At 46.9% G+C, this 18756-nt stretch carries 19 protein-coding genes and 1 pseudogene; 1 reads left to right on the top strand and 19 read right to left on the bottom strand.

Annotation, left to right across the window (positions count from 1 at the left end):
- Window positions 1-181 precede the first annotated feature (181 nt).
- Window positions 182-1102 (bottom strand): phytanoyl-CoA dioxygenase family protein, encoded by a 921-nt coding sequence (locus DMO16_RS19355; RefSeq protein WP_129479526.1) that lies wholly within the window; start codon window positions 1100-1102, stop codon window positions 182-184.
- A 310-nt stretch (window positions 1103-1412) separates the two neighbouring features.
- Here DMO16_RS19355 and DMO16_RS19350 point away from each other — a divergent pair, with 310 nt between their 5' ends.
- Window positions 1413-2309, top strand: coding sequence for an AraC family transcriptional regulator (locus tag DMO16_RS19350; RefSeq protein WP_129479524.1), 897 nt, complete (start codon window positions 1413-1415; stop codon window positions 2307-2309).
- Between the two features lie 15 nt (window positions 2310-2324).
- Here DMO16_RS19350 and DMO16_RS19345 read toward each other — a convergent pair whose 3' ends face one another.
- From DMO16_RS19345 to araA, 18 genes and pseudogenes are all read right to left on the bottom strand, one after another.
- Window positions 2325-2414 (bottom strand): hypothetical protein, encoded by a 90-nt coding sequence (locus tag DMO16_RS19345; protein WP_129479522.1) that lies wholly within the window; start codon window positions 2412-2414, stop codon window positions 2325-2327.
- Window positions 2407-2742, bottom strand: coding sequence for a hypothetical protein (locus tag DMO16_RS19340; protein WP_129479520.1), 336 nt, complete (start codon window positions 2740-2742; stop codon window positions 2407-2409). The genes DMO16_RS19345 and DMO16_RS19340 overlap by 8 nt, the downstream gene beginning before the upstream one ends.
- An 8-nt stretch (window positions 2743-2750) precedes the next feature.
- On the bottom strand, window positions 2751-2921 hold the full coding sequence (locus tag DMO16_RS19335) for a XapX domain-containing protein (protein WP_129479518.1): 171 nt from the start codon (window positions 2919-2921) through the stop codon (window positions 2751-2753).
- Window positions 2918-4654: a dihydroxy-acid dehydratase gene (locus DMO16_RS19330; RefSeq protein ID WP_129479515.1), complete on the bottom strand. Its 1737-nt coding sequence runs from the start codon at window positions 4652-4654 to the stop codon at window positions 2918-2920. The genes DMO16_RS19335 and DMO16_RS19330 overlap by 4 nt, the downstream gene beginning before the upstream one ends.
- 20 nt (window positions 4655-4674) lie before the next feature.
- The gene (locus DMO16_RS19325; RefSeq protein ID WP_206738138.1) at window positions 4675-4935 is read right to left on the bottom strand and encodes a hypothetical protein; all 261 of its coding nucleotides are present in this window, start codon (window positions 4933-4935) and stop codon (window positions 4675-4677) included.
- Between the two features lie 25 nt (window positions 4936-4960).
- A pseudogene (locus tag DMO16_RS19320) lies at window positions 4961-5140 on the bottom strand (ECF transporter S component); the annotation flags it as partial.
- Window positions 5141-5352: 212 nt separating this feature from the next.
- A complete protein-coding gene (locus tag DMO16_RS19315) occupies window positions 5353-5685 on the bottom strand; it encodes a hypothetical protein (RefSeq protein WP_206738137.1) in 333 nt (110 codons plus the stop codon).
- Between the two features lie 108 nt (window positions 5686-5793).
- The gene (locus DMO16_RS19310; protein ID WP_129479509.1) at window positions 5794-6588 is read right to left on the bottom strand and encodes an SDR family NAD(P)-dependent oxidoreductase; all 795 of its coding nucleotides are present in this window, start codon (window positions 6586-6588) and stop codon (window positions 5794-5796) included.
- Window positions 6589-6820: 232 nt separating this feature from the next.
- Window positions 6821-8029 carry a multiple monosaccharide ABC transporter permease gene (mmsB, locus tag DMO16_RS19305; protein WP_129479507.1) on the bottom strand — a complete coding sequence of 403 codons (1209 nt, stop codon included), beginning with the start codon at window positions 8027-8029 and terminating at the stop codon, window positions 6821-6823.
- The gene (gene mmsA / locus DMO16_RS19300; protein ID WP_129479505.1) at window positions 7992-9566 is read right to left on the bottom strand and encodes a multiple monosaccharide ABC transporter ATP-binding protein; all 1575 of its coding nucleotides are present in this window, start codon (window positions 9564-9566) and stop codon (window positions 7992-7994) included. The genes mmsB and mmsA overlap by 38 nt, the downstream gene beginning before the upstream one ends.
- Window positions 9567-9587: 21 nt before the next feature.
- Complete coding sequence (gene chvE, locus DMO16_RS19295) at window positions 9588-10670, bottom strand: multiple monosaccharide ABC transporter substrate-binding protein (protein ID WP_129479503.1); 1083 nt, start codon at window positions 10668-10670, stop codon at window positions 9588-9590.
- A gap of 28 nt (window positions 10671-10698) precedes the next feature.
- On the bottom strand, window positions 10699-11310 hold the full coding sequence (locus DMO16_RS19290; RefSeq protein ID WP_129479501.1) for a YesL family protein: 612 nt from the start codon (window positions 11308-11310) through the stop codon (window positions 10699-10701).
- Between the two features lie 22 nt (window positions 11311-11332).
- Window positions 11333-12175, bottom strand: coding sequence for a carbohydrate ABC transporter permease (locus DMO16_RS19285; protein WP_129479499.1), 843 nt, complete (start codon window positions 12173-12175; stop codon window positions 11333-11335).
- 1 nt (window position 12176) lies between these two features.
- Complete coding sequence (locus DMO16_RS19280) at window positions 12177-13124, bottom strand: carbohydrate ABC transporter permease (RefSeq protein ID WP_425590042.1); 948 nt, start codon at window positions 13122-13124, stop codon at window positions 12177-12179.
- 41 nt (window positions 13125-13165) lie between these two features.
- Window positions 13166-14470: an ABC transporter substrate-binding protein gene (locus DMO16_RS19275; RefSeq protein ID WP_129479495.1), complete on the bottom strand. Its 1305-nt coding sequence runs from the start codon at window positions 14468-14470 to the stop codon at window positions 13166-13168.
- Between the two features lie 27 nt (window positions 14471-14497).
- Window positions 14498-15703: a sn-glycerol-1-phosphate dehydrogenase gene (locus tag DMO16_RS19270; RefSeq protein ID WP_129479493.1), complete on the bottom strand. Its 1206-nt coding sequence runs from the start codon at window positions 15701-15703 to the stop codon at window positions 14498-14500.
- A gap of 16 nt (window positions 15704-15719) precedes the next feature.
- The gene (locus DMO16_RS19265; RefSeq protein WP_129479491.1) at window positions 15720-17225 is read right to left on the bottom strand and encodes an alpha-N-arabinofuranosidase; all 1506 of its coding nucleotides are present in this window, start codon (window positions 17223-17225) and stop codon (window positions 15720-15722) included.
- 21 nt (window positions 17226-17246) lie between these two features.
- On the bottom strand, window positions 17247-18731 hold the full coding sequence (gene araA / locus DMO16_RS19260; RefSeq protein WP_129479489.1) for an L-arabinose isomerase: 1485 nt from the start codon (window positions 18729-18731) through the stop codon (window positions 17247-17249).
- Between the last annotated feature and the right edge of the window lie 25 nt (window positions 18732-18756).

The following is an 18756-nucleotide window of genomic DNA, read 5'->3' as shown; positions in this document are numbered from 1 at the left end:
AAGAAATTTTAATTTTTTTGTATTATTTTGTAGTATAGCACATAATTATGACAAAAAGTGTCCGGGATTGAATATTAATATAATTTTTCAAAAATTACGGATAATACTTTGGTACAAATGGCTTGCTTTTCCGTCTGTATAACATTCAAAAAAGCAGTGCACCAGGGCACCGCTTTAAAATCTACCATTTTTTCAATCCAAGCAGCTTTTCTCCCAATTCTGTGAGCTGGGCCGTCTCATATTTTTGATGCTCCAGGTTGCGCGGATCTCCCGGAAAGGCTTTTCCGGTTGGAGGTATTCTTTCCTTCCATGATTGAATTCTCGTTTCCCTCAACTGATCGTTACCTTCTTGTGCAGGGAACATGGAGATATACTGTGCAAGACGGGGCTTATCCGAATAGTTTGGGCGAATACCGTGCGGCTGCATGCTATTAAAAATAAGCAGGTCTCCAGCCTTTGTAACAACCTTTGTCGGCGTATACCCGGTCGTATCCGGTTTATGCGGATCCCGGTCTTCCGGCTGTTTCTTCACCCACTCATCAAAATCACGGTAAAGTTCCGGAATGCATTGAAATCCGCCCATATCGACATCCGTATCGACAAGGGACAAGACTCCTTGTACATTGACCGGAATCGGATCAAGCGAAGTATCCACGTCCCAATGGATGAAGCTATTGTATTCATGGCCTGGCTTCATTGGAAGGTTGAGGTTGCACCGGTCGATGCTCGCCCACAATTTTTCCGTTCCCCAGATGTCTGTAAATGCCTCATAAACTTTCGGAAACATCCGGTTGTCCCACAGGTACTGATGATTGTAGAGCTCAACCATTCCTGTGTTTTTCAGCTCCTCCATTTGAATTTCTCGCCTTGCCGGCTTATACCAGGTGGAAGAATCCTGAGGGTCCTTTTCTTCAAAATCCCAAATCAAGTTGACCAGACGCTCAAGGTGATCCTTCGGAACGGCATCCCGCACAATCACATATCCGTTCTCTTTCCAAAACGACCAATCGTCTTCACTCAGCACACGCAGCGGTTCATTGTTCTTTCTCTCGTTTAACGGAACGGAGATTTCGAGAATATTATTGAGCTGTTGTTTGTTCATCTTTCTTCCTCCTTGTTTTTATTTATGGTTTGATGTTGATTTAATCGTAGTCCTCCGACTGTTTTCGTACAATTAACAATCTTGCCTTTCTTTTTTTAAATCTATACAATCTTGTGGTTACCTGGCTATGAAACTCGTAATCGTTTCCCTTTGTTTCCGTTCCCAACTCAGATATCACCACAATATTGCTCACTTTTACCAAAACCTTTCATATCTTGCGGTTCTCTATGGATTTCAAGCGTTTTCTCTTATACACTAAAAAGAACCATCCTGTTCAGATGGTTCTCAAACGAATTGGGAGGTTATTGTATTGAGAGACATACTTGATCACGAATCGTTCTCCCCTGAAACTTTGTTAATCAATAAAGACCCTCATCTTCTATATGCCGGGCAGATCTGCGACAATCCCTATTGGAAGTTTTCCAGCCACAAGCATGATAACTTAAGCGAGATTGTTCATATTTGTGCCGGTAAGGGAACGTTTACGATCGATGGTACCACTTATGAAGTATCACAAGGCGATACCCTCATCTACAATAAAGATGTCCTGCACGAGGAATGGTCCAACCCTTATCAGCCGTTAAAAACCTACTTTTGCGGAGTGACCAACCTTTCCATTGCCGGGCTGGATGATCTTCATATCATCCCTTCAGGCATCGAACCTGTGATCAGACGCAATAAATATTCTCCCAAAATAGAAACCCTGATAGCTGAGATCTTTGATGAAGCGGCACTAAAAGCGGATGGATATGAAACAGTCTCGAAACATTTACTGATCTCTCTTATTACCGTGATCTATCGCATCCTTCATCTGCATCCCAGTGATATTTCGGCTGAATCAAGAGACTCATTGGCACACCGGATAAAAGAATATATTGACAAGCATTATACGAAAAGTCTGTCACTGGAGGACCTTGCGGAGGCTTTTTTCATCAGCCCTTATTACCTTTCCCATGTGTTTAAGGAAGAAACAAACCTTTCACCCATTCACTACCTGATCACAAGACGAATGGGAGAAGCAAAACGGCTTCTGGTCTCAACCAATTTAAAAGTACGTGAGGTTGCCCAGCTTGTAGGTTACGATAATCCCAATTACTTTACTATGCTGTTCAAAAAGTTTACCGGTGAATCACCGAAACAATTTAAAATCAAGCATTCCGAAAGGCTGCATTACCCGAACACTAAGGAAGGCCCTTATTCCAAGTAGGAAAAGGGCCTTCCGTCAGCTTACAGAAGCATGATTCAGTTTTTGCAGGTTTGTGGAATAAGGAGCCTTAATCACTCCTTTTTCTGTAATTATTCCACTAATCATGGAATGGGGAGTAATATCGAACGAAGGCGGGGTGAATGGCGCCTACAGCCGAAAAAGCCAGGATACGCTCAATGCCCAGTTCTTTAATGGCCAGCATATTGGCACGGTAATTATCAAAAGGCGCCAGTGTATCATGATTTTTTCCGTGTCTCGGAAGAAAAATAATCTCCTTTCCTTCATGGACAGCTTGAAACACAGTAACCTCTCCGTATTCTGTGTTGACTGACTCCTCAGACACGTCATCCAAAAGTCCATAAAATCCGGTGCTGCCAATAATCCCCAGCTTCATTCCAACCGTTCCTTCCTTTTTTAATCGTGTCTTACTCATCCATTCATTCAACACTGTACCTTATCCAAAACCAACGAAATCAAGGAGGCTCCCAGCCAGACGCCAACAATGCCAATCACACCGGAAAGAACGGGAGGAGCAGGAATGGGAAGGCGGATCAACTTGAAAATGATTCCGACGACCACCCCGCTGAGCAGGGAAGGGATAAGTTCCTTCATTTCATATCTCCTCCGCCTGCCAGTACTTTCCCACTGACACCTTCTTCTTTTTTAACAGGCAGCATAAAATCAAAGTCGCACCCATCATTGGCCTGAAGAACATGCTGCCGGTATAAAAGCGGGTATCCGCGCAGATACGTTTCAAATGTGGGTGGATTCCATAGACGCCTTCTGTGTTCCAGTTCCTCTTTGGAAACCATCAGCTCCAGGGACCGGTTTTCCACGTCAAGCTCAATCCAGTCCCCGTTTTGCACAAGTCCAATGGCTCCCCCAACAGCCGCTTCGGGTGCCGCATGAAGGATCACGGCTCCTGATGCTGTCCCGCTCATGCGGCAGTCGGACAGCCTCACCATGTCCCTGATCCCTTGTTTCAGCAGCTTTTCAGGAATTGGAATTCCACCGGCTTCCGGCATTCCCGGTGCTCCGACCGGCCCTGCGTTCTGCAAAACGAGAACACTTTCAGCCGTCACGTCTAGTTCCGGATCATGGATTCTTTTTTCCATATCCTCGATTGACGAAAAGACAACAGCCTGACCGCGGTGGTTCAGAAGCTGATTGGAGGCGGCCTTTGGTTTAATGATCGCTCCGTCCGGCGCCAGGTTTCCGAACAATACCGCAATCCCACCTTCGTCAAAAAGAGGATTTTCGAAGGGACGGACAATATCTCTGTATTCTTCTGACAGCTCAAACCCAGCGATATTCTCACCCAAGGTTTTTCCTGTGACCGTAATCTGGTCGAGATGCAGAAGCGGGGAAAGTTCCTTAAGCACCGCGTTGATCCCGCCCGCATGAAACAAATCCTGCAGCTGATACTTCCCTGCTGGCCGTAAATTGGCGATAAACGGGGTATTTCGGCTAAGCTCATCAAATTCTTTTAACGTTAGGGACAGGCCCAGTCTTTTGGCGATCGCAATCAAGTGAATCACGGTATTGGTTGATCCTCCGACCGCCATGAGGGTCCGAATACCGTTCTCCAGTGCTTTTTTGGTCAAGATGTCAGACGGCCGGATGTTCTCCTTGACCTGCCTGACAATGGCGCGCCCTGTTTCTCTGGCAAGCCGCATCCGTTCATTAGCGGTCGCGGGTGTAGCAGCGCCTCCAGGAAGCATCATACCCATTGCCTCCGCACATGCAGCAATCGTGCTCGCCGATCCCATCACCATGCAATGGCCTGCCGTCGGGGCGAGCCGTTCATTAATTTCATTAATCTCTTCTTCACTAACAGTTCCTGCTTTATACTCTTGCCAAAAATGACGGCAATCCGAACAAGCTCCGAGCGTCCTGCCCTTGTATTCTCCATTGTTCATCGGACCGCCAGTGAACAGAATCGCCGGCTTATCCGCGCTTGCCGCACCCATGAGCTGAGCAGGGGCCATCTTGTCGCAACCACCAATCAGCACGGTTCCATCAATCGGTTGTGCGATGATCATTTCTTCTGTATCCATGGCCACCAAGTTCCGGTAAAGCATGGTTGTAGGACTTGTAAACATCTCACCGATCGAGATCGTCGGAAACTCCAGCGGGGTTCCGCCCTCCATAATCACACCTTGCTTGATCGCTTCAATCATCGGTTTTACATGACTGTGGCACCGATTAATTTCACTGAACGTGTTCGCAATGCCGATGACCGGCTTATCAAATTCTTCCGGTCCATGCCCCAGATGCCGGCTGAACGCCCGGCGAATAAAGGCACTGAACCCGGCATCTCCATAGGATGTTTGTGAATTCCCCATATCTCCACCTCATTTTTGCTTTATGTAAAAAAGGTAAGGTTTCCTTGCTCGTCAAATGTGAAAGATTCAGGTTCGGATTGCACGCTGACCGTTTGCCCAACTTCTGGAAGCAGCGTTTCAGAAAGGTAAAGCTTTTCCAGATGCAGTGTATTCTCAATCACAGCGATGCGCAACTGTTCAGGTAGATCTGACGCAAGGCTTTCAACGGCCATCGTTATGGCTTCCTGATCTGTACTCAGTATCATGGGAATCACCGCCCGTTGTACGTACGTGCTCGTCATACAATTCAAGTAGGTTTTTTCCTGTCTACTTTTTGATAAAGCTTTTCAGTCGTGAAGTCCGCCAATCCAATTCCAGTTGCATTACCATGGGAACCGTCATCCAGATTCCGAGGGTGAAAAAAGCAGCACCTGGTTTGCGTATGATATAGGCCGCAAGAACACCTGAAATACTATACAGCCCCAGCGTAATTGAAGTAAGAATAGGTCTCGTGCTTGCAGGTACAAACTTCTGTTAGCCAACTTCATTTTTTTCACCACTTATAATAAATTCAGACAACGTACCACGATGGTCGTTCTACCTCTATTATATTCGCAATTTTCTTTCAATTAAAACAAGTTTTTAAAAAGTCTGAAATTTGGATTTGTATCGAAAAAAAAAGCCTCCTTTTCTATTGAAAAAAAAGCTCTTAAATGTTGTTACGTTTCTGTCTCACTATTTCCCTGCAAGTCAAACAATTCTGCGACTTCCTTTTCCAGTTGGACATACAAAGTAATGCCTCTGACTTTTTTGCGTAGCGCTTGAACTCGTGAGCAGTAATACCATTGCTGCTGATCCTTTCCTCTGTTAAAATGCTTCCAGACAGCTTCCCCTTGTTTCTCCATGTCCTGTTTAAGTGAAGGCACATTGTGCAATCGGCACAAACGAACTGGCAGACCCGAGGTTGCCTCCTGTTCAATAAAAGAAATGGTATGCTCCGGGTTCCGAACATCCTCATGACAACCGGCATCCATGAGCAGCATGCCTACCATATAGGGATGAGAGATATAGGGTAAACCGTTTAAGGCAATTCAATGGCTGCGGTCAGTTTGGTTAACGATTCAATATTCATGATTCACACTTCCAATAGAATATTTTCCTTAAAACACACTACGCACAAGGCCGCCATCTACCCGGTAAGCGGCGCCATTAATGGCTGATGATAGCGGGCTGCTTAAGAAAACGGCAAGATTAGCAATCTCCTCTGGTCGAATCAGTCTTTGAATAATGGAAGTTGGGCGGTTTTCTTTCATAAACTTCTTTTCCGCTTCTTTCAGGGACAATCCTTGATCCGGATACAACTGATTCAGCATCTCTTCTACTCCCTCTGTTAAAGTAGAACCTGGCATGATTGTATTGACGGTAACGTTCGTACCGGTTGTCAATTCGGCCAGGCTTCTTGAAAGGGACAACTGCATCGTCTTTGTCGCACTGTAATGGGCCATTTCCTGTGACGGCATAACAGCGGCTTCACTCGCAATAAAAATGACCCTTCCCTCCCTCTTCTCAATCATTTGTTTAAGATAACGGCGGCTCAGCCGTACTCCGCTCATAATGTTCACTTCAAAAAACAGAAACCAGTCCTCATCGGGGATGTCAAAGTATTCTTTAGGTTCAAAGATTCCGAGATTATTGATAAGAATATCAATTTCCGGATACTCGCTGAGTATCTTTTCACAGCCTTCCTCTGTTCCCAGATCCGCTACAGCTTGAGAAAGGACTGCGTCAGGGTGAAGCTCCTGAATTTCAGCTATCGTACCCTTTACTGTTTCCTCGCGGCGTCCGTTAATGATAACCTCTGCTCCCTCTTTGGCAAGCTCCTTTGCCATCGCCTTTCCAATGCCTGAAGTCGACCCTGTAACAAGCGCTTTTTTTCCATTAAGACGTAAATCCATAGATGTGTTACCTCCTTAAAATACAGCCTAAACAATGTTAAAACTTTACCCCCCATAGCGTTCCTTTAAGCTTCTTCTGCCATTGGCTCCTGCAAACAGTTTGGTCCTTCACATCCATCATTTATACTATGTTTATTTAGTAGTATTTATAAATACTACTAAGTTTATTATAGTAGTCATATGAAAAACCCCTCTCCTATTTTTGAAGAGGGGCTCAACACTTCTCACAAAATTAAGCCGCTTTATTTTTATTATAGATATCCAGCGCCACGGCAGCGAGAAGGACAAAGCCCTTGATGCCCTGCTGCCAGTCGATGCCGACGCCAAGGAGGGACATGCCGTTGTTCATGATTCCCATCACAAGACCGCCAATAATGGCTCCTGCAACGGTTCCGATCCCCCCGTAGGCTGAAGCGCCGCCGATAAAGCAGGCAGCAATGGCATCGAGCTCAAACAGGTTACCTGCTTTAGGGGTAGCCGCGTTCAGACGGGCAGCAAACAACAGGCCGGAAAGCGCAGACAATACGCCCATGTTGACGAATACCCAAAAGGTAACCTTCTTGGTTTTGATGCCAGAAAGCTGTGCGGCTTTCTCGTTTCCGCCAATCGCATAAATATGGCGGCCCGCTGTCGTCTGATTCGTAACGAAGCTATAAAGGAGAACAAGAACGCCAAGGATCACAAGAATATTGGGAATGCCCTCATAGGTGGCCAAAACATAGGCAAACAGATTCAGCACGATAAAAATGGCGGCAAGCTTTGCGATAAACAAGCCGCCCGGTGGTATATCAAAACCATAGGAGATTTGATTGTTCCTTGCTTTCCATTCATTAAATACATAAAGAAGGGATAACACAAATCCAATGACCATCGTGGTCACGTGCAGCGAACCGCCGCCAAGCCAGTCAGGAATGAATCCCGCACTCATGCTTTGAAACGCATCGGGATACGGTGCAATGGACTTGCCTTCCAGGGCGACCATCGTCAGTCCGCGGAAGATGAGCATGCCGGCCAGGGTGACGATAAAGGCCGGAATTTTAACATAAGCGACCCAGAATCCCTGCCAGGCACCGATCGCTGCCCCAAGAATGAGCGAAATGATGATGGCCAGGAAGGTAGGAACATTATGGTTAATGATCATAATGCCCGAAACGGCACCCACAAAAGCAGCCACCGAACCAACGGATAAGTCAATGTGGCCGGTAATGATGACAAGGACCATTCCAATAGCGAGGACCAGAATATGCGCATTTTGCAGAATGAGATTGGTAATGTTAAGCGGCTTGAGCAGCAAGCCATCGGTTAACAGTTGAAAAAAAAGCATAATGACGATCAAGGTAATAATCATCGTGTACTGTCTCATGTTATTCCGGATAACCTGTCCTACGGAAAGCTCTTGCTGTTTATCTTGCTTTTTCGGTACTTCCAGCTGACTTTGCATGTTGGTCACTCTCCTTACGTTTTGTCATGTATCTCATCAGCACTTCCTGGCTTGCCTCTTCGCGCGTGACTTCACCTGTGATCCGGCCTTCGTTCATGACATAGATCCGGTCGCACATACCAAGCAGCTCGGGCAGTTCTGAAGAAATCATGAGGATTCCTTTTCCTTGCTGTGCGAGTTCATCAATGATTGTATAGATTTCATATTTTGCGCCAACATCAATCCCACGTGTGGGTTCGTCCAGAATCAAGAGTTCAGGATTGGAAAGAATCCATTTGCTCAGTACGATTTTCTGCTGGTTCCCTCCGCTTAGAAGTCCTGCCTTTTGGTGGACACTCGGTGTTTTAATGTTCAGCTTCTTCCGGTATTCCTCGGCCACCTGCACCTCTTTGTTTTTGTTCACCACAAACCGGCTGCAGAATTGCTTTAAGCTCGCAAGCGAGATATTCGTTTTGATATCCTCCATCAGAATCAGGCCGCTGTTTTTTCTGTCCTCGGATACATAGGCAAGGCCATGGCCAATCGCCTTGTCCACCCCATCGAGCACCACTTCCTCCCCTCTCAGGAAGGTATGGCCGCTGATTTTCTTGCCGTAGCTTTTTCCGAAAAGGCTCATCGCAAGCTCCGTGCGCCCGGCCCCCATCAACCCTGCGATTCCGACAATCTCACCGCTTCGGATATGAAGATCAACGTCATCAATCACTTTGCGGTGGGCATGAAGAGGATGATGCACATTCCATTTTTTTACCTCGAAGATCGTTTGGCGGATATTCGGGTGGCGGTCAGGATAACGATGCGTTAGATCGCGCCCCACCATTCCTTTAATAATCCGGTCTTCATTCACTTGTGAATCCTTCATCGACAGCGTTTCAATGGACTGCCCGTCCCTCACGATCGTAATCGAATCGGCGACCTTTTCGATTTCGTTCAGCTTATGGGAGATGATGATGGAGGAAATGCCCTGCTTTTTAAACTCCAGCATCAGCTGCAGCAAATTTTCACTGTCCCTTTCATTGAGTGAGGCCGTTGGTTCGTCCAGAATCAGCAGTTTCACGTTTTTGGATAACGCTTTTGCAATCTCCACAAGCTGCTGCTTTCCGACCCCAATGTCTCCCACCTTTGTATCCGGATTCTCCTTCAATCCCACCTTCTCCAGCAATTCCTTGGTTTTCATGGTGGTTTGGTGCCAATTGATGATTCCGCGCCGGGATCGCTCGTTTCCAAGAAAAATGTTTTCAGCGATCGACAGGTAAGGAACAAGCGCCAGCTCCTGATGGATGATGACAATGCCAAGCTGTTCACTGTCCTTGATCGTTTTGAAGGCACACGAATTTCCGTTGAACAAAATTTCTCCTGAATACGTCCCGTGTGGATATACGCCGCTCAATACCTTCATAAGCGTCGATTTGCCGGCACCATTCTCCCCGCAAAGCGCATGAATTTCTCCTTCTTTCACCTTGAGGGATACACCGTCAAGCGCTTTGACGCCCGGAAACTCTTTGGTGATGTTTTTCATTTCCAATATGATGTCTGACATGCTATTTAAACCTCCCAGCTGCTATTTGATCCCAAGCTGTTCTTTCGTATAATAGCCACTTTTGACAAGCACATCTTCCACATTGTCTGCATCCACCGAAACCGGCTGCAGCAGGTAGGCAGGAACAACCTTTTTGCCGTTATCGTAGGTTTTCGTATCGTTGACTTCCGCTTTTTTGCCATGCAGCAGCGCCGCAGACATGTTAACCGCCTGCTCCGCGAGTTTTCTCGTATCCTTAAAAATAGTTTGCGTCTGCTGGTGCTTGAGAATGGATTTGACCGAGGCCAGCTCGGCATCCTGTCCGGTAATAACCGGCAGCGGCTTATCCGGTTTTCCGTACCCCACTCCCCTTAATGAGGAGATGATTCCAATGGAGATGCCGTCATAAGGAGACAGCACTGCATCCAGCTTTTCATCAGAATAGTGGGCACTGAGGAGATTATCCATTCGGGATTGTGCGAGCGAACCATCCCATCGGAGGGTTGCGCCTTGATTGAATTTATCCTGCCCGCTCGGAATCTTCAGCTTGCCTTCCTTGATATAGGGCTTCAGCACGCTCATCGCGCCATCGAAAAAGAAATACGCGTTATTGTCATCAGGTGAACCGGCAAACAGTTCAATGTTAAACGGACCTTTTTTCGTTTTCAGGCCGAGCTTCTTTTCGATGTACTTTCCTTGAAGAACACCCACCTTAAAGTTGTCGAAGGTGGCGTAGTAATCAATATAATCCGTGTTAAAAATCAGCCGGTCGTACGAGATAATTTTGATGCCTTCACGATGCGCCCGTTCAAGGACATTAGTGAGGGCTGCCGTTCCATCGATAGGGGCCACGACGATCACGTCGACCCCCTTGGTCATCATGTTTTCAAGCTGGGCTGCCTGATTTTCAACCACATCCTCCGCATACTGCAGATCCGTTTTATACCCGAGTTTCGTAAATTGCTTTTTCATATTTTCACCGTCATTGACCCACCGCTCCGACGACTTAGTTGGCATGGAAATGCCCACATAGCCGCTGTTGGTGCTTTCTGCTTTTTCCAAACTACAAGCAGAAAGCACCAGTACCATCGTAAGCAGCAGAAGGACAGAAAGGATTTTTTTCATTAAAATATCTCCTTTGAAGTCTGAAATATTACTGTCCGATCATGGAAGACATCTTTCCGGTCGTGCGTTTCATGTTCTCTATTTTTTGAAACGAGTGATCACATACGCGATATATGAGATACGCTATAGGGCTTATTACAATAAATACAAGGAAGGGCGCAGCAAGTATAAGCCAGGCCGAGAGTGAAAAAAAAAGCAGACAAAGAAACGCGGCGTGTGGCTGGATCACCACGAAATACAGGGTGTTTTTCAAAATGCTTCTAAGACCCAGCTCGTAATGCACCATAAAAGGAAAAGAGAGCAGCAGGACAAAAACAGCGGCGAGAAACAAAGCCACGGTAACCGGCAGCAGCATCCAGCGCAGCACCGTGCCGAGCTGCAGGATAATGTCCACATTCAACAGCAGTGCCAGAATCCATAGCGACATTGCCAAGCCAATGATCAAACTGACTTTCAAGTTTTCCCTGAAATGTGACCAGTAGCAGCTGACCAGGGGATACTCCTTTTGAAGCCTCCAGTCCCGGATGACACCGAGCATTGCAGCCGTTGCCGGGAAAATCGTGACAATCGGCAGTGAACAAATCAGCCACATCGTATTTAACAAGAACAGCCGCACCATACCATTTACCGTCCGTTTCATACCTGCCTCTCCTCCTCTTCTTTTATCCCTTGATACCCCCGGAGGTTAAGCCGGAGATAAAGTACTTTTGAAAGAATAAAAAGATAATGATGATTGGGATAACCGCCAAAACCGCTCCGGAAATAAGCAGATCGTAATTATTGCCGTACGGGCTCAAGAGTGAAGCAAACCCAATGGGCAGGGTAAACATCTCTTTGGACCGAAGCACAATGAGCGGCCAGAGAAAGTTGTTCCAGCTTCCCATCGCCTGCAAAATGGCCATGGCTCCAAACGCCGGCTTCATGAGTGGCATCATGATCCGGAGGAAAATGCCAAACTCTGTACAGCCGTCCACCCGGGCGGATTCCAGCAATGCTCTTGGCAGGCTGAGCGCATATTGCCGGAAAAAGAACACCGCAACAGGTGCCACGATAAAGGGCAGGATTACCCCAGTGTAGGAATCAACAATCTTTAGCGCTACTGTCATCTTGAAAAGGGGCAGCATCATAATCTCAAGGGGCACCATCATGATAAAAAGAACCAGAAGAAAAAGGACGTTTTTGCCTTTAAACGAATAGACGGCAAGACCGTATCCCACCATCGATGAGAAAAACAGCGTAAGGGCGGTTGAAATAACCAGAAGCAGAAGGCTGTTTTTAAACCACTCGAAATAAATGCTTCCTCCCTGAAACAGATAGGCATAATTCTTAAAGCTCATCACATGAAAATCCAGTTTCATATTCAAACCAAATCTCAGCAGTTCTGTGGAAGGCTTAAGTGAAGCAAGAACGAGAGAAAACAATGGAAACAGCGTGACGAGACACAAAAGGATAAAAAACGCGTTGACCGATACTTTTGAAAGGGCTGTGTTTTGTTTTCTGTTCATCTCAGTGTTCCTCCTTAAATGAACCGGAGATTTTGAGTGAGATAACGCTTACAATTAAAATAATGACTAGCAAAACCATACCGATCGCGGCGCCAAGTCCCATATTGTTGTAAGCCAATCCCTGCTGGTAAATGTAGCCCACAAGCGTTAATCCAATATCGCCAGGAGAGTAGTTTTGCCAGAAGACGAAGCTTTCCTCAAACATTCGGAACCCACCGACAATGCTGATCGTCAGCACATAGACGGTTACAGGCTTCAGGCTCGGCAGTGTGATGTGAAAAAACTTCTGGAAAGTGGAAGCACCGTCGATATTCGCTGCTTCATACAAATCATTTGAAATGTTTTGCAAGCCCGCCATGAAATAGAGCATGTTCACGCCCATCCACCGCCATGAGGCCAGCAGCACCATGACAAACATCCCTGTACCCTCACTCGACAGCCACATCTCCGGCTTTAAGCCCATCTTGATCAGAATGGAGTTCATGAACGCAGAATCCATGTCGCCAAAAATCAGCCGGAACACAATTCCAGCAATAATGGTCGACGTGAGTGCAGGAATGAAAAGCGCCGATTTAAAAATGTTCTTGAACCTCGCCATCCTGGAGTTTAATAATACGGCCAGCACCAATGGAATCGGAATTAATACCACAAGTGTCCAGAAGGTGTATATAATCGTGTTCATCAACGCGGTATAAAACGTCGGATTATTCAGCCTCCTGTAATTTTCCAATCCCACAAAGGTTGTTTCACCCGGGAGAACCTCCTGAAAGCTCATAATAAAGGTTTGAATGAGCGGATAGGCAAAGAACACCAAAAAAGATACAATAAACGGAGCAACGAACACATAAGGAGCCACTTTTCTCGAATACAGCAAGCCGGATAACCGGCTTCTTTTCTTCTCCTTGGAAAGGATGACAGACTGGGCATTGCTTTGAACCACCTTCATCAATATCCCCCTCACTTGGTTACAGATTTCTTCTTAAAATCGGGCTATTTAAGTTCCTTTGCTGCATCATTAAGTGCTTTCTTCGGTGATTCATTTTTCAGTTTAATGGTCTTGTACATGATTTGCGTCGTGACCTTATCCGAAACCGCTGGGAAATCCCCCGTCATATAAAGCGGATTGATTTCATCCTTCAGCTGGAGGAGCATATTAAACAAGCTGGTGCCGTTTTGAAAGTAGGCCGTGTATTTATTCTCCTGTTGCAAAGCCGGATCATCCCACACATCCCACCTGAGCGGATCAAAGCCGAGTACAGTCCACAGCTTGATGTTCCCTTCCTTGGACACCTTGGTATATTTCAAAAAGTCTTTGGCAAGCTCTATATGCTTGGATGCCATCGGGATGGAAGTAGCTGTACCGCCCATACCGGCTGACCGGTCTCCGCCTTTTGTCCAGGCAGGCATCGGACGAATGGCGATTTTCCCTTTCAAATCAGGCATATAATCTAGAAAACGCCCCATGTACCAGATGGGCATCAGGACAGAGCCGGCGCCTCCCTGATTCATGAACCCGTAGTATTCCTCTGCGTGATGGTTCCCGCCGGGAGTAGGAATGGCAATTTTGTCCTTGTACACTATATCCCTGAGAAACTCGAGCGTCTTTACGTTGGTTTTATTGTTCAGAATCAGCTTTCCGTGCTTATCGAAATATCCGGACTTCTGCTGGACAATCATGGGCAGGTACGTAAATGAATCCTTTGTTTCCACCGTGGTCATCGGCTTTCCGGTTTTTTTGACGACCTTCTTTCCAGCTTTCACATAGTCTGCCCATGTCTGAATTTGGTCAATGTCCACCCCGGCTTTTTTCATAATATCCATGTTGTAATACATGACGGTTGTTCCTACATGAGTATCAATGCCATACAGTTTTCCGTTTTTGCTGTACATGGTCAGCCGCGATTCAACGAACTTATCCCGGTCTTTTGCGACTAAAGAGGTCAGGTCCACCAACGGGATATGGCTGCCCTTGATCATCGTAGGGAACCGTTTCTGTTCAATATCCACAATATCGGGCACACCTTGGTTCGCAATGAGCGAGATCGACAAATTGTCATGCATCTGACCGTATGGATAAACCACGGAATTCAATTTGATCTTCCGGTCTGGATGATGCTTGTTCCATCTTTTTGCGGAATCCTGAAACAATGCCTCGTGCAGTCCGTTAAATGTCCAGTACGTTAATGTCGTTGTCTTTGACTCGGACGGATTTCCAGCGGTATTAACACTGCTGCATCCGGCTAAAAGAGAAATCACAAGCAAAACAGCCAAAACACATGAAACCTTCCTCTTCATCATTAACCCCCCAGTATTCATTATTTTTTACTGCTGTGGTGTTAATCTGAGCTGGTTTTTCATTTTCAAGCCGGTCCACCGGTCTCTGATGGTATGCGCCTGCTGCAATGCCTCTTCCAATAGTTCTTGGGTGATTCCAAGCTCTTGTATGGTGGTGGGTCCCCCAACCTTTGCTAGCCATTCTTGCATCTGTTTTTCAGCGGGCAACTCACCGTACGTTTGGGCAATCTCCATTTGATGCTGCTGATATCTACTGTTTTTTACCGGATCTATGAATTCTTGATTCCTGTTCATTTCTTCTATTAATCTTTTATATATTGAAGTAAGAAGGGCAGAGGCCACTCCCACCTTCGCACCATGCAAGAGCTGGGGAGCGTCCCGTTTTAATAGATCCATCTCCCAGTAGTGGGAGAGATGATGCTCCCCACCTGAAGCGGGCCGGGAATGATCCAGGACGAGCATAACAAGGCCGGAGATAATCAGAGACTCCAATAAAACAGTCAGACCTTTTTCACTCCGTGCGGCAATCTCCTCCAAATGAGACAGGCAGTTTTCCAATGCCTCTTTTGCAAGATCAGCTCCTGTCGGGCAATACGGTTCATTTGCCATCCAGCGGGAAATCTTCCAATCAGCGAGCGAGGTTATTTTTCCAAGCATGTCGCCAAACCCTGCCGCGGCCAAATCTGGCGGTGCATTTTTTAACACAGTAATATCTGTAAACAATGCGATGGGTGCGATGCACTGAATGGTTTTCTTTTCTCCCCTCACAATCAATGGGGCACCCGCTGAGGTGAATCCATCCACAGAAGCGGCGGTTGGGAAAGAAATAAAGGGAATTCCACGCTGATGTGAGGCGAACCGGACCATATCATGCAAGGTACCGGAGCCGACAGCCACCAGCACATCCGTGTCCTTTGGCGTTTCCAGCAGCGTTTGAATCAGTGATTTTTCATCTGCTGCAACGTCTCCATGATGATTCGGCAAAATCAGGGACAGAGAAACTGAAATCCCCGAGGACTCCAGTGTCTCTCTGACCTTGTTCCCTGCGCTTTTCAGCGTACTCTCGTCACAAACAAGTACCGTTTTTTTGAACCCCTGTTCCTTGATAAAAGCGGCCATTTCCCTGTACACCGTCTCATCCGAAATCAAGATTTTTTTCATGTTAATTTCATGGTGAATCGAACCGCATGAACAGGACTGAAACGCCGATGTGACAGACTCTATGAATGACATGCCAGGCACCTCCCCTTTATTTGGCCAGGCGAATCACATTCCAGGACGCCTTTGAAAGCTGAGCTTCAATGATTCCATCCTTAAGCTCGGCAGAACCATTTCCATGAGGTTTTACTTTTTCTTCATTCAGCGAGTTAACCGCTTTTAAATCGTCATTCTCAAGCACAATGTGCTCTACCAATCTGTAATCTGCGAAACTGCGAACATCAGCAGTCAGCGGAAGAGATTCAGAGAGATGGCGGTTTAAGGCAAAAATCGTCACTTCTTCTTTTTCTTCGTTGTAAACGACAGCTGAATCAAGATAAGGGACATCTGTATAATCCTTCGTGTCATGAAGAGGTGAAGAAACAACCGGCTGAAGAGAAACTCCTCTTCCAAAAGCAGAAGCGTGCATGTATGGATAGAAAATCGTCTGTTTCCAGGATCCTCCCTGCTCGGCCATAATCGGGGCAATAACATTGACGAGCTGCGCCATACAGGCCATCTTCACACGGTCCGCATGCTTCAGAAGCGTGATCAGCATGCTTCCGACGAGCAATGCGTCTTCAAAATTGTAATGATCCTCGAGCTGTGGCGGTGCAATGGTCCATGGATCCAGCTTGGCATCATGGTCTTTGGAATGGTACCAGACGTTCCATTCATCAAAGCTTAAATGGATTTTTTTCTTGCTTCGTTTTTTCGCCTGGATATAGTCACAAGTGGAAATAACGGTTTTGATAAAATGATCCATGTCCATGGTTTTGGCTAAATAGTTGGCAGAGTCATTGTCCTGGTTGCCATAATACTGATGAAGCGATACAAAATCCACGTAATCGTAGGTATGATCAAGTGTTTTTGCTTCCCATTCCGGGAACGTCGGCATGCCAATACTGGAGCTTCCGCATGATACCAGTTCAATAGAAGGATCCACCAGCCTCATTGCTTTGGCCGTCTCTGCCGCCAGCCTGCCGTACTCATCTGCTGTTTTATGGCCGATCTGCCAAGGACCGTCCATCTCATTGCCGAGGCACCATGTCTTGATTTTGTGCGGTTCCCTGTAGCCATGCTTAATGCGAAGATCACTATAGTACGTGCCCTCCGGGTGGTTGCAGTACTCCAGGAGGTTGCGGGCCGCATCGATGCCGCGCGTTCCCAGGTTCACGGCCATCATCACTTCGGAATTCGCTTCCTTTGCCCATTGTGCGAATTCGTTCGTTCCCACGTCATTGGTTTCAATCGTGCGCCAGGCGAGCTCAAGCCGTCTTGGCCGCTCCTCTTTCGGCCCAACTCCATCTTCCCAGTTATAGGCTGACACCATGTTTCCACCGGGATACCGGACGATCGGTACATTCAGCTGTTTTACAAGTTCAATGACGTCCATCCGAAATCCGTGTTCGTTTGCTGACGGGTGGTCCGGCTCATAGATTCCTCCATAAACGGCGCGCCCCAGGTGCTCAATAAAAGACCCGTAAATCCGTTCATCAATCTCTGCAATGCGAAAATCCTTGTCCACGATCATTTTTGCTTTGTCCAGTTGTGCCATCAATCACCACTCCTTGATATTTTATCGGTAAAGCAGGTCATTCCAGCGAAGTTCATTTTGGAAAGCATGAAATTTTGTATCATTGTTGATCAGTACACATTCGATTCCGCACATTTCTGCAAAATCTCTCAGATTCTCCGGCGTCAATACGGTAGAGTAGCACGTATGGTGTGCACCTCCCGCTATGATCCATTGTTCCGCCGATTCAGCAAGTGACGGCTGCGGCTTCCATAACACGCGTGCGACCGGCAGCTTCGGCATATTCTCGACCGGCTGAACCGCATCCACTTCATTAATGACCAGACGGAAGCGGTGGCCCAGATCTATGATGGAAGCATTCAGTCCGCGGCCAGCTTTGCCGTCAAACACGAGCCGGGCAGGATCCGCTTTTCCTCCGATGGAAAGCGGGTGGACTTCAATTCTTGGCTTGGTCGCTGCAATGCTCGGACAGACCTCAAGCATGTGCGAGCCAAGGACGAGCTCATTGTTCGGCTCAAAATGATACGTGTAATCCTCCATAAAGGATGTATCCTTGTTGTTGGCCATCATTTTCATGACACGCACAAGGGCCGCCGTTTTCCAGTCTCCTTCACCGGCAAATCCGTACCCGTCTCCCATCAGCCGCTGTACGGCAAGTCCCGGCAGTTGAGGAATCCCATGAAGGTCTTCAAAGGTTGTTGTAAACGCGGTGAACCCGCCGTCTTCGAGAAAAGCTCTCATGCCGAGCTCAATGCGGGCCTGCTCTAAAATGGACGTATGCTTGTCCCCGCCTTTTCTTCCACTTTCTGCGATGTCATAAAGCGTGCTGTATTCCTCGAAAAGCTGATTGACCTCCGAATCACTGACAGCCTGCACATATTCGGCCAGCTCTCCCACTCCATAGCCATTGATCGACCAGCCAAACTTGATTTGCGCTTCGACCTTGTCGCCTTCGGTTACCGCAACTTCACGCATGTTGTCACCAAAGCGTGCCACCTTCAGATGCTTGCTTTCTTCAAAAGCAGCCGCCGTTTGCATCCAGCCGGACAGCTTGGCATGAACCTGTTCGCTCTCCCAATGGCCCACCACAACTTTGCGGGCAATGTTCATTCGCGAATTAATGAAGCCATACTCCCGGTCACCATGTGCCGACTGGTTCGTGTTCATAAAATCCATATCGATGAAATCCCACGGGATGTCCCTGTTAAATTGTGTATGTAAGTGCAAAAGGGGTTTTTGCAGGGATTTCAGGCCGGAAATCCACATTTTAGCTGGAGAAAAGGTGTGCATCCATGTCACGATCCCTGCACATCTTTTATTCAGATTCGCCTCCAGAAAGAGCCTTTGAATCTCTTCCGGCTGGGTCAGAACCTGTTTGAAGACAATTGAACCCTCTCCAGCGATATGGTCATTCAACCCTCTCACCATGATTTTGGAGTGCTCCTCTACATCGCGGATCGTTTCCTCTCCGTAAAGATGCTGGCTCCCGGTTACAAACCAAAATTCATACGATGCTGTTCCAATCATAAGCTCCTCCTCTTTCTACTCATAC

It is taken from the genome of Fictibacillus sp. S7, assembly GCF_004127935.1.
Classification (GTDB): domain Bacteria; phylum Bacillota; class Bacilli; order Bacillales; family Fictibacillaceae; genus Fictibacillus_C; species Fictibacillus_C enclensis.
Note: the sequence above shows the minus strand (reverse complement) of the source record. Positions and strands in the feature narration are given on the sequence as shown.

Bases quoted from the DNA above. Each gene is read 5' to 3' on its own strand.
- DMO16_RS19355 (WP_129479526.1), bottom strand. From the start codon at position 1,102: ATGAACAAACAACAGCTCAATAATATTCTCGAAATCTCCGTTCCGTTA.
- DMO16_RS19345 (WP_129479522.1), bottom strand. From the start codon at position 2,414: ATGATTAGTGGAATAATTACAGAAAAAGGAGTGATTAAGGCTCCTTAT.
- DMO16_RS19340 (WP_129479520.1), bottom strand. From the start codon at position 2,742: ATGAGTAAGACACGATTAAAAAAGGAAGGAACGGTTGGAATGAAGCTG.
- DMO16_RS19335 (WP_129479518.1), bottom strand. From the start codon at position 2,921: ATGAAGGAACTTATCCCTTCCCTGCTCAGCGGGGTGGTCGTCGGAATC.
- DMO16_RS19330 (WP_129479515.1), bottom strand. From the start codon at position 4,654: ATGGGGAATTCACAAACATCCTATGGAGATGCCGGGTTCAGTGCCTTT.
- DMO16_RS19325 (WP_206738138.1), bottom strand. From the start codon at position 4,935: ATGACGAGCACGTACGTACAACGGGCGGTGATTCCCATGATACTGAGT.
- DMO16_RS19315 (WP_206738137.1), bottom strand. From the start codon at position 5,685: ATGGTAGGCATGCTGCTCATGGATGCCGGTTGTCATGAGGATGTTCGG.
- DMO16_RS19310 (WP_129479509.1), bottom strand. From the start codon at position 6,588: ATGGATTTACGTCTTAATGGAAAAAAAGCGCTTGTTACAGGGTCGACT.
- mmsB (WP_129479507.1), bottom strand. From the start codon at position 8,029: ATGCAAAGTCAGCTGGAAGTACCGAAAAAGCAAGATAAACAGCAAGAG.
- mmsA (WP_129479505.1), bottom strand. From the start codon at position 9,566: ATGTCAGACATCATATTGGAAATGAAAAACATCACCAAAGAGTTTCCG.
- chvE (WP_129479503.1), bottom strand. From the start codon at position 10,670: ATGAAAAAAATCCTTTCTGTCCTTCTGCTGCTTACGATGGTACTGGTG.
- DMO16_RS19290 (WP_129479501.1), bottom strand. From the start codon at position 11,310: ATGAAACGGACGGTAAATGGTATGGTGCGGCTGTTCTTGTTAAATACG.
- DMO16_RS19285 (WP_129479499.1), bottom strand. From the start codon at position 12,175: ATGAACAGAAAACAAAACACAGCCCTTTCAAAAGTATCGGTCAACGCG.
- DMO16_RS19275 (WP_129479495.1), bottom strand. From the start codon at position 14,470: ATGAAGAGGAAGGTTTCATGTGTTTTGGCTGTTTTGCTTGTGATTTCT.
- DMO16_RS19270 (WP_129479493.1), bottom strand. From the start codon at position 15,703: ATGTCATTCATAGAGTCTGTCACATCGGCGTTTCAGTCCTGTTCATGC.
- DMO16_RS19265 (WP_129479491.1), bottom strand. From the start codon at position 17,225: ATGGCACAACTGGACAAAGCAAAAATGATCGTGGACAAGGATTTTCGC.
- araA (WP_129479489.1), bottom strand. From the start codon at position 18,731: ATGATTGGAACAGCATCGTATGAATTTTGGTTTGTAACCGGGAGCCAG.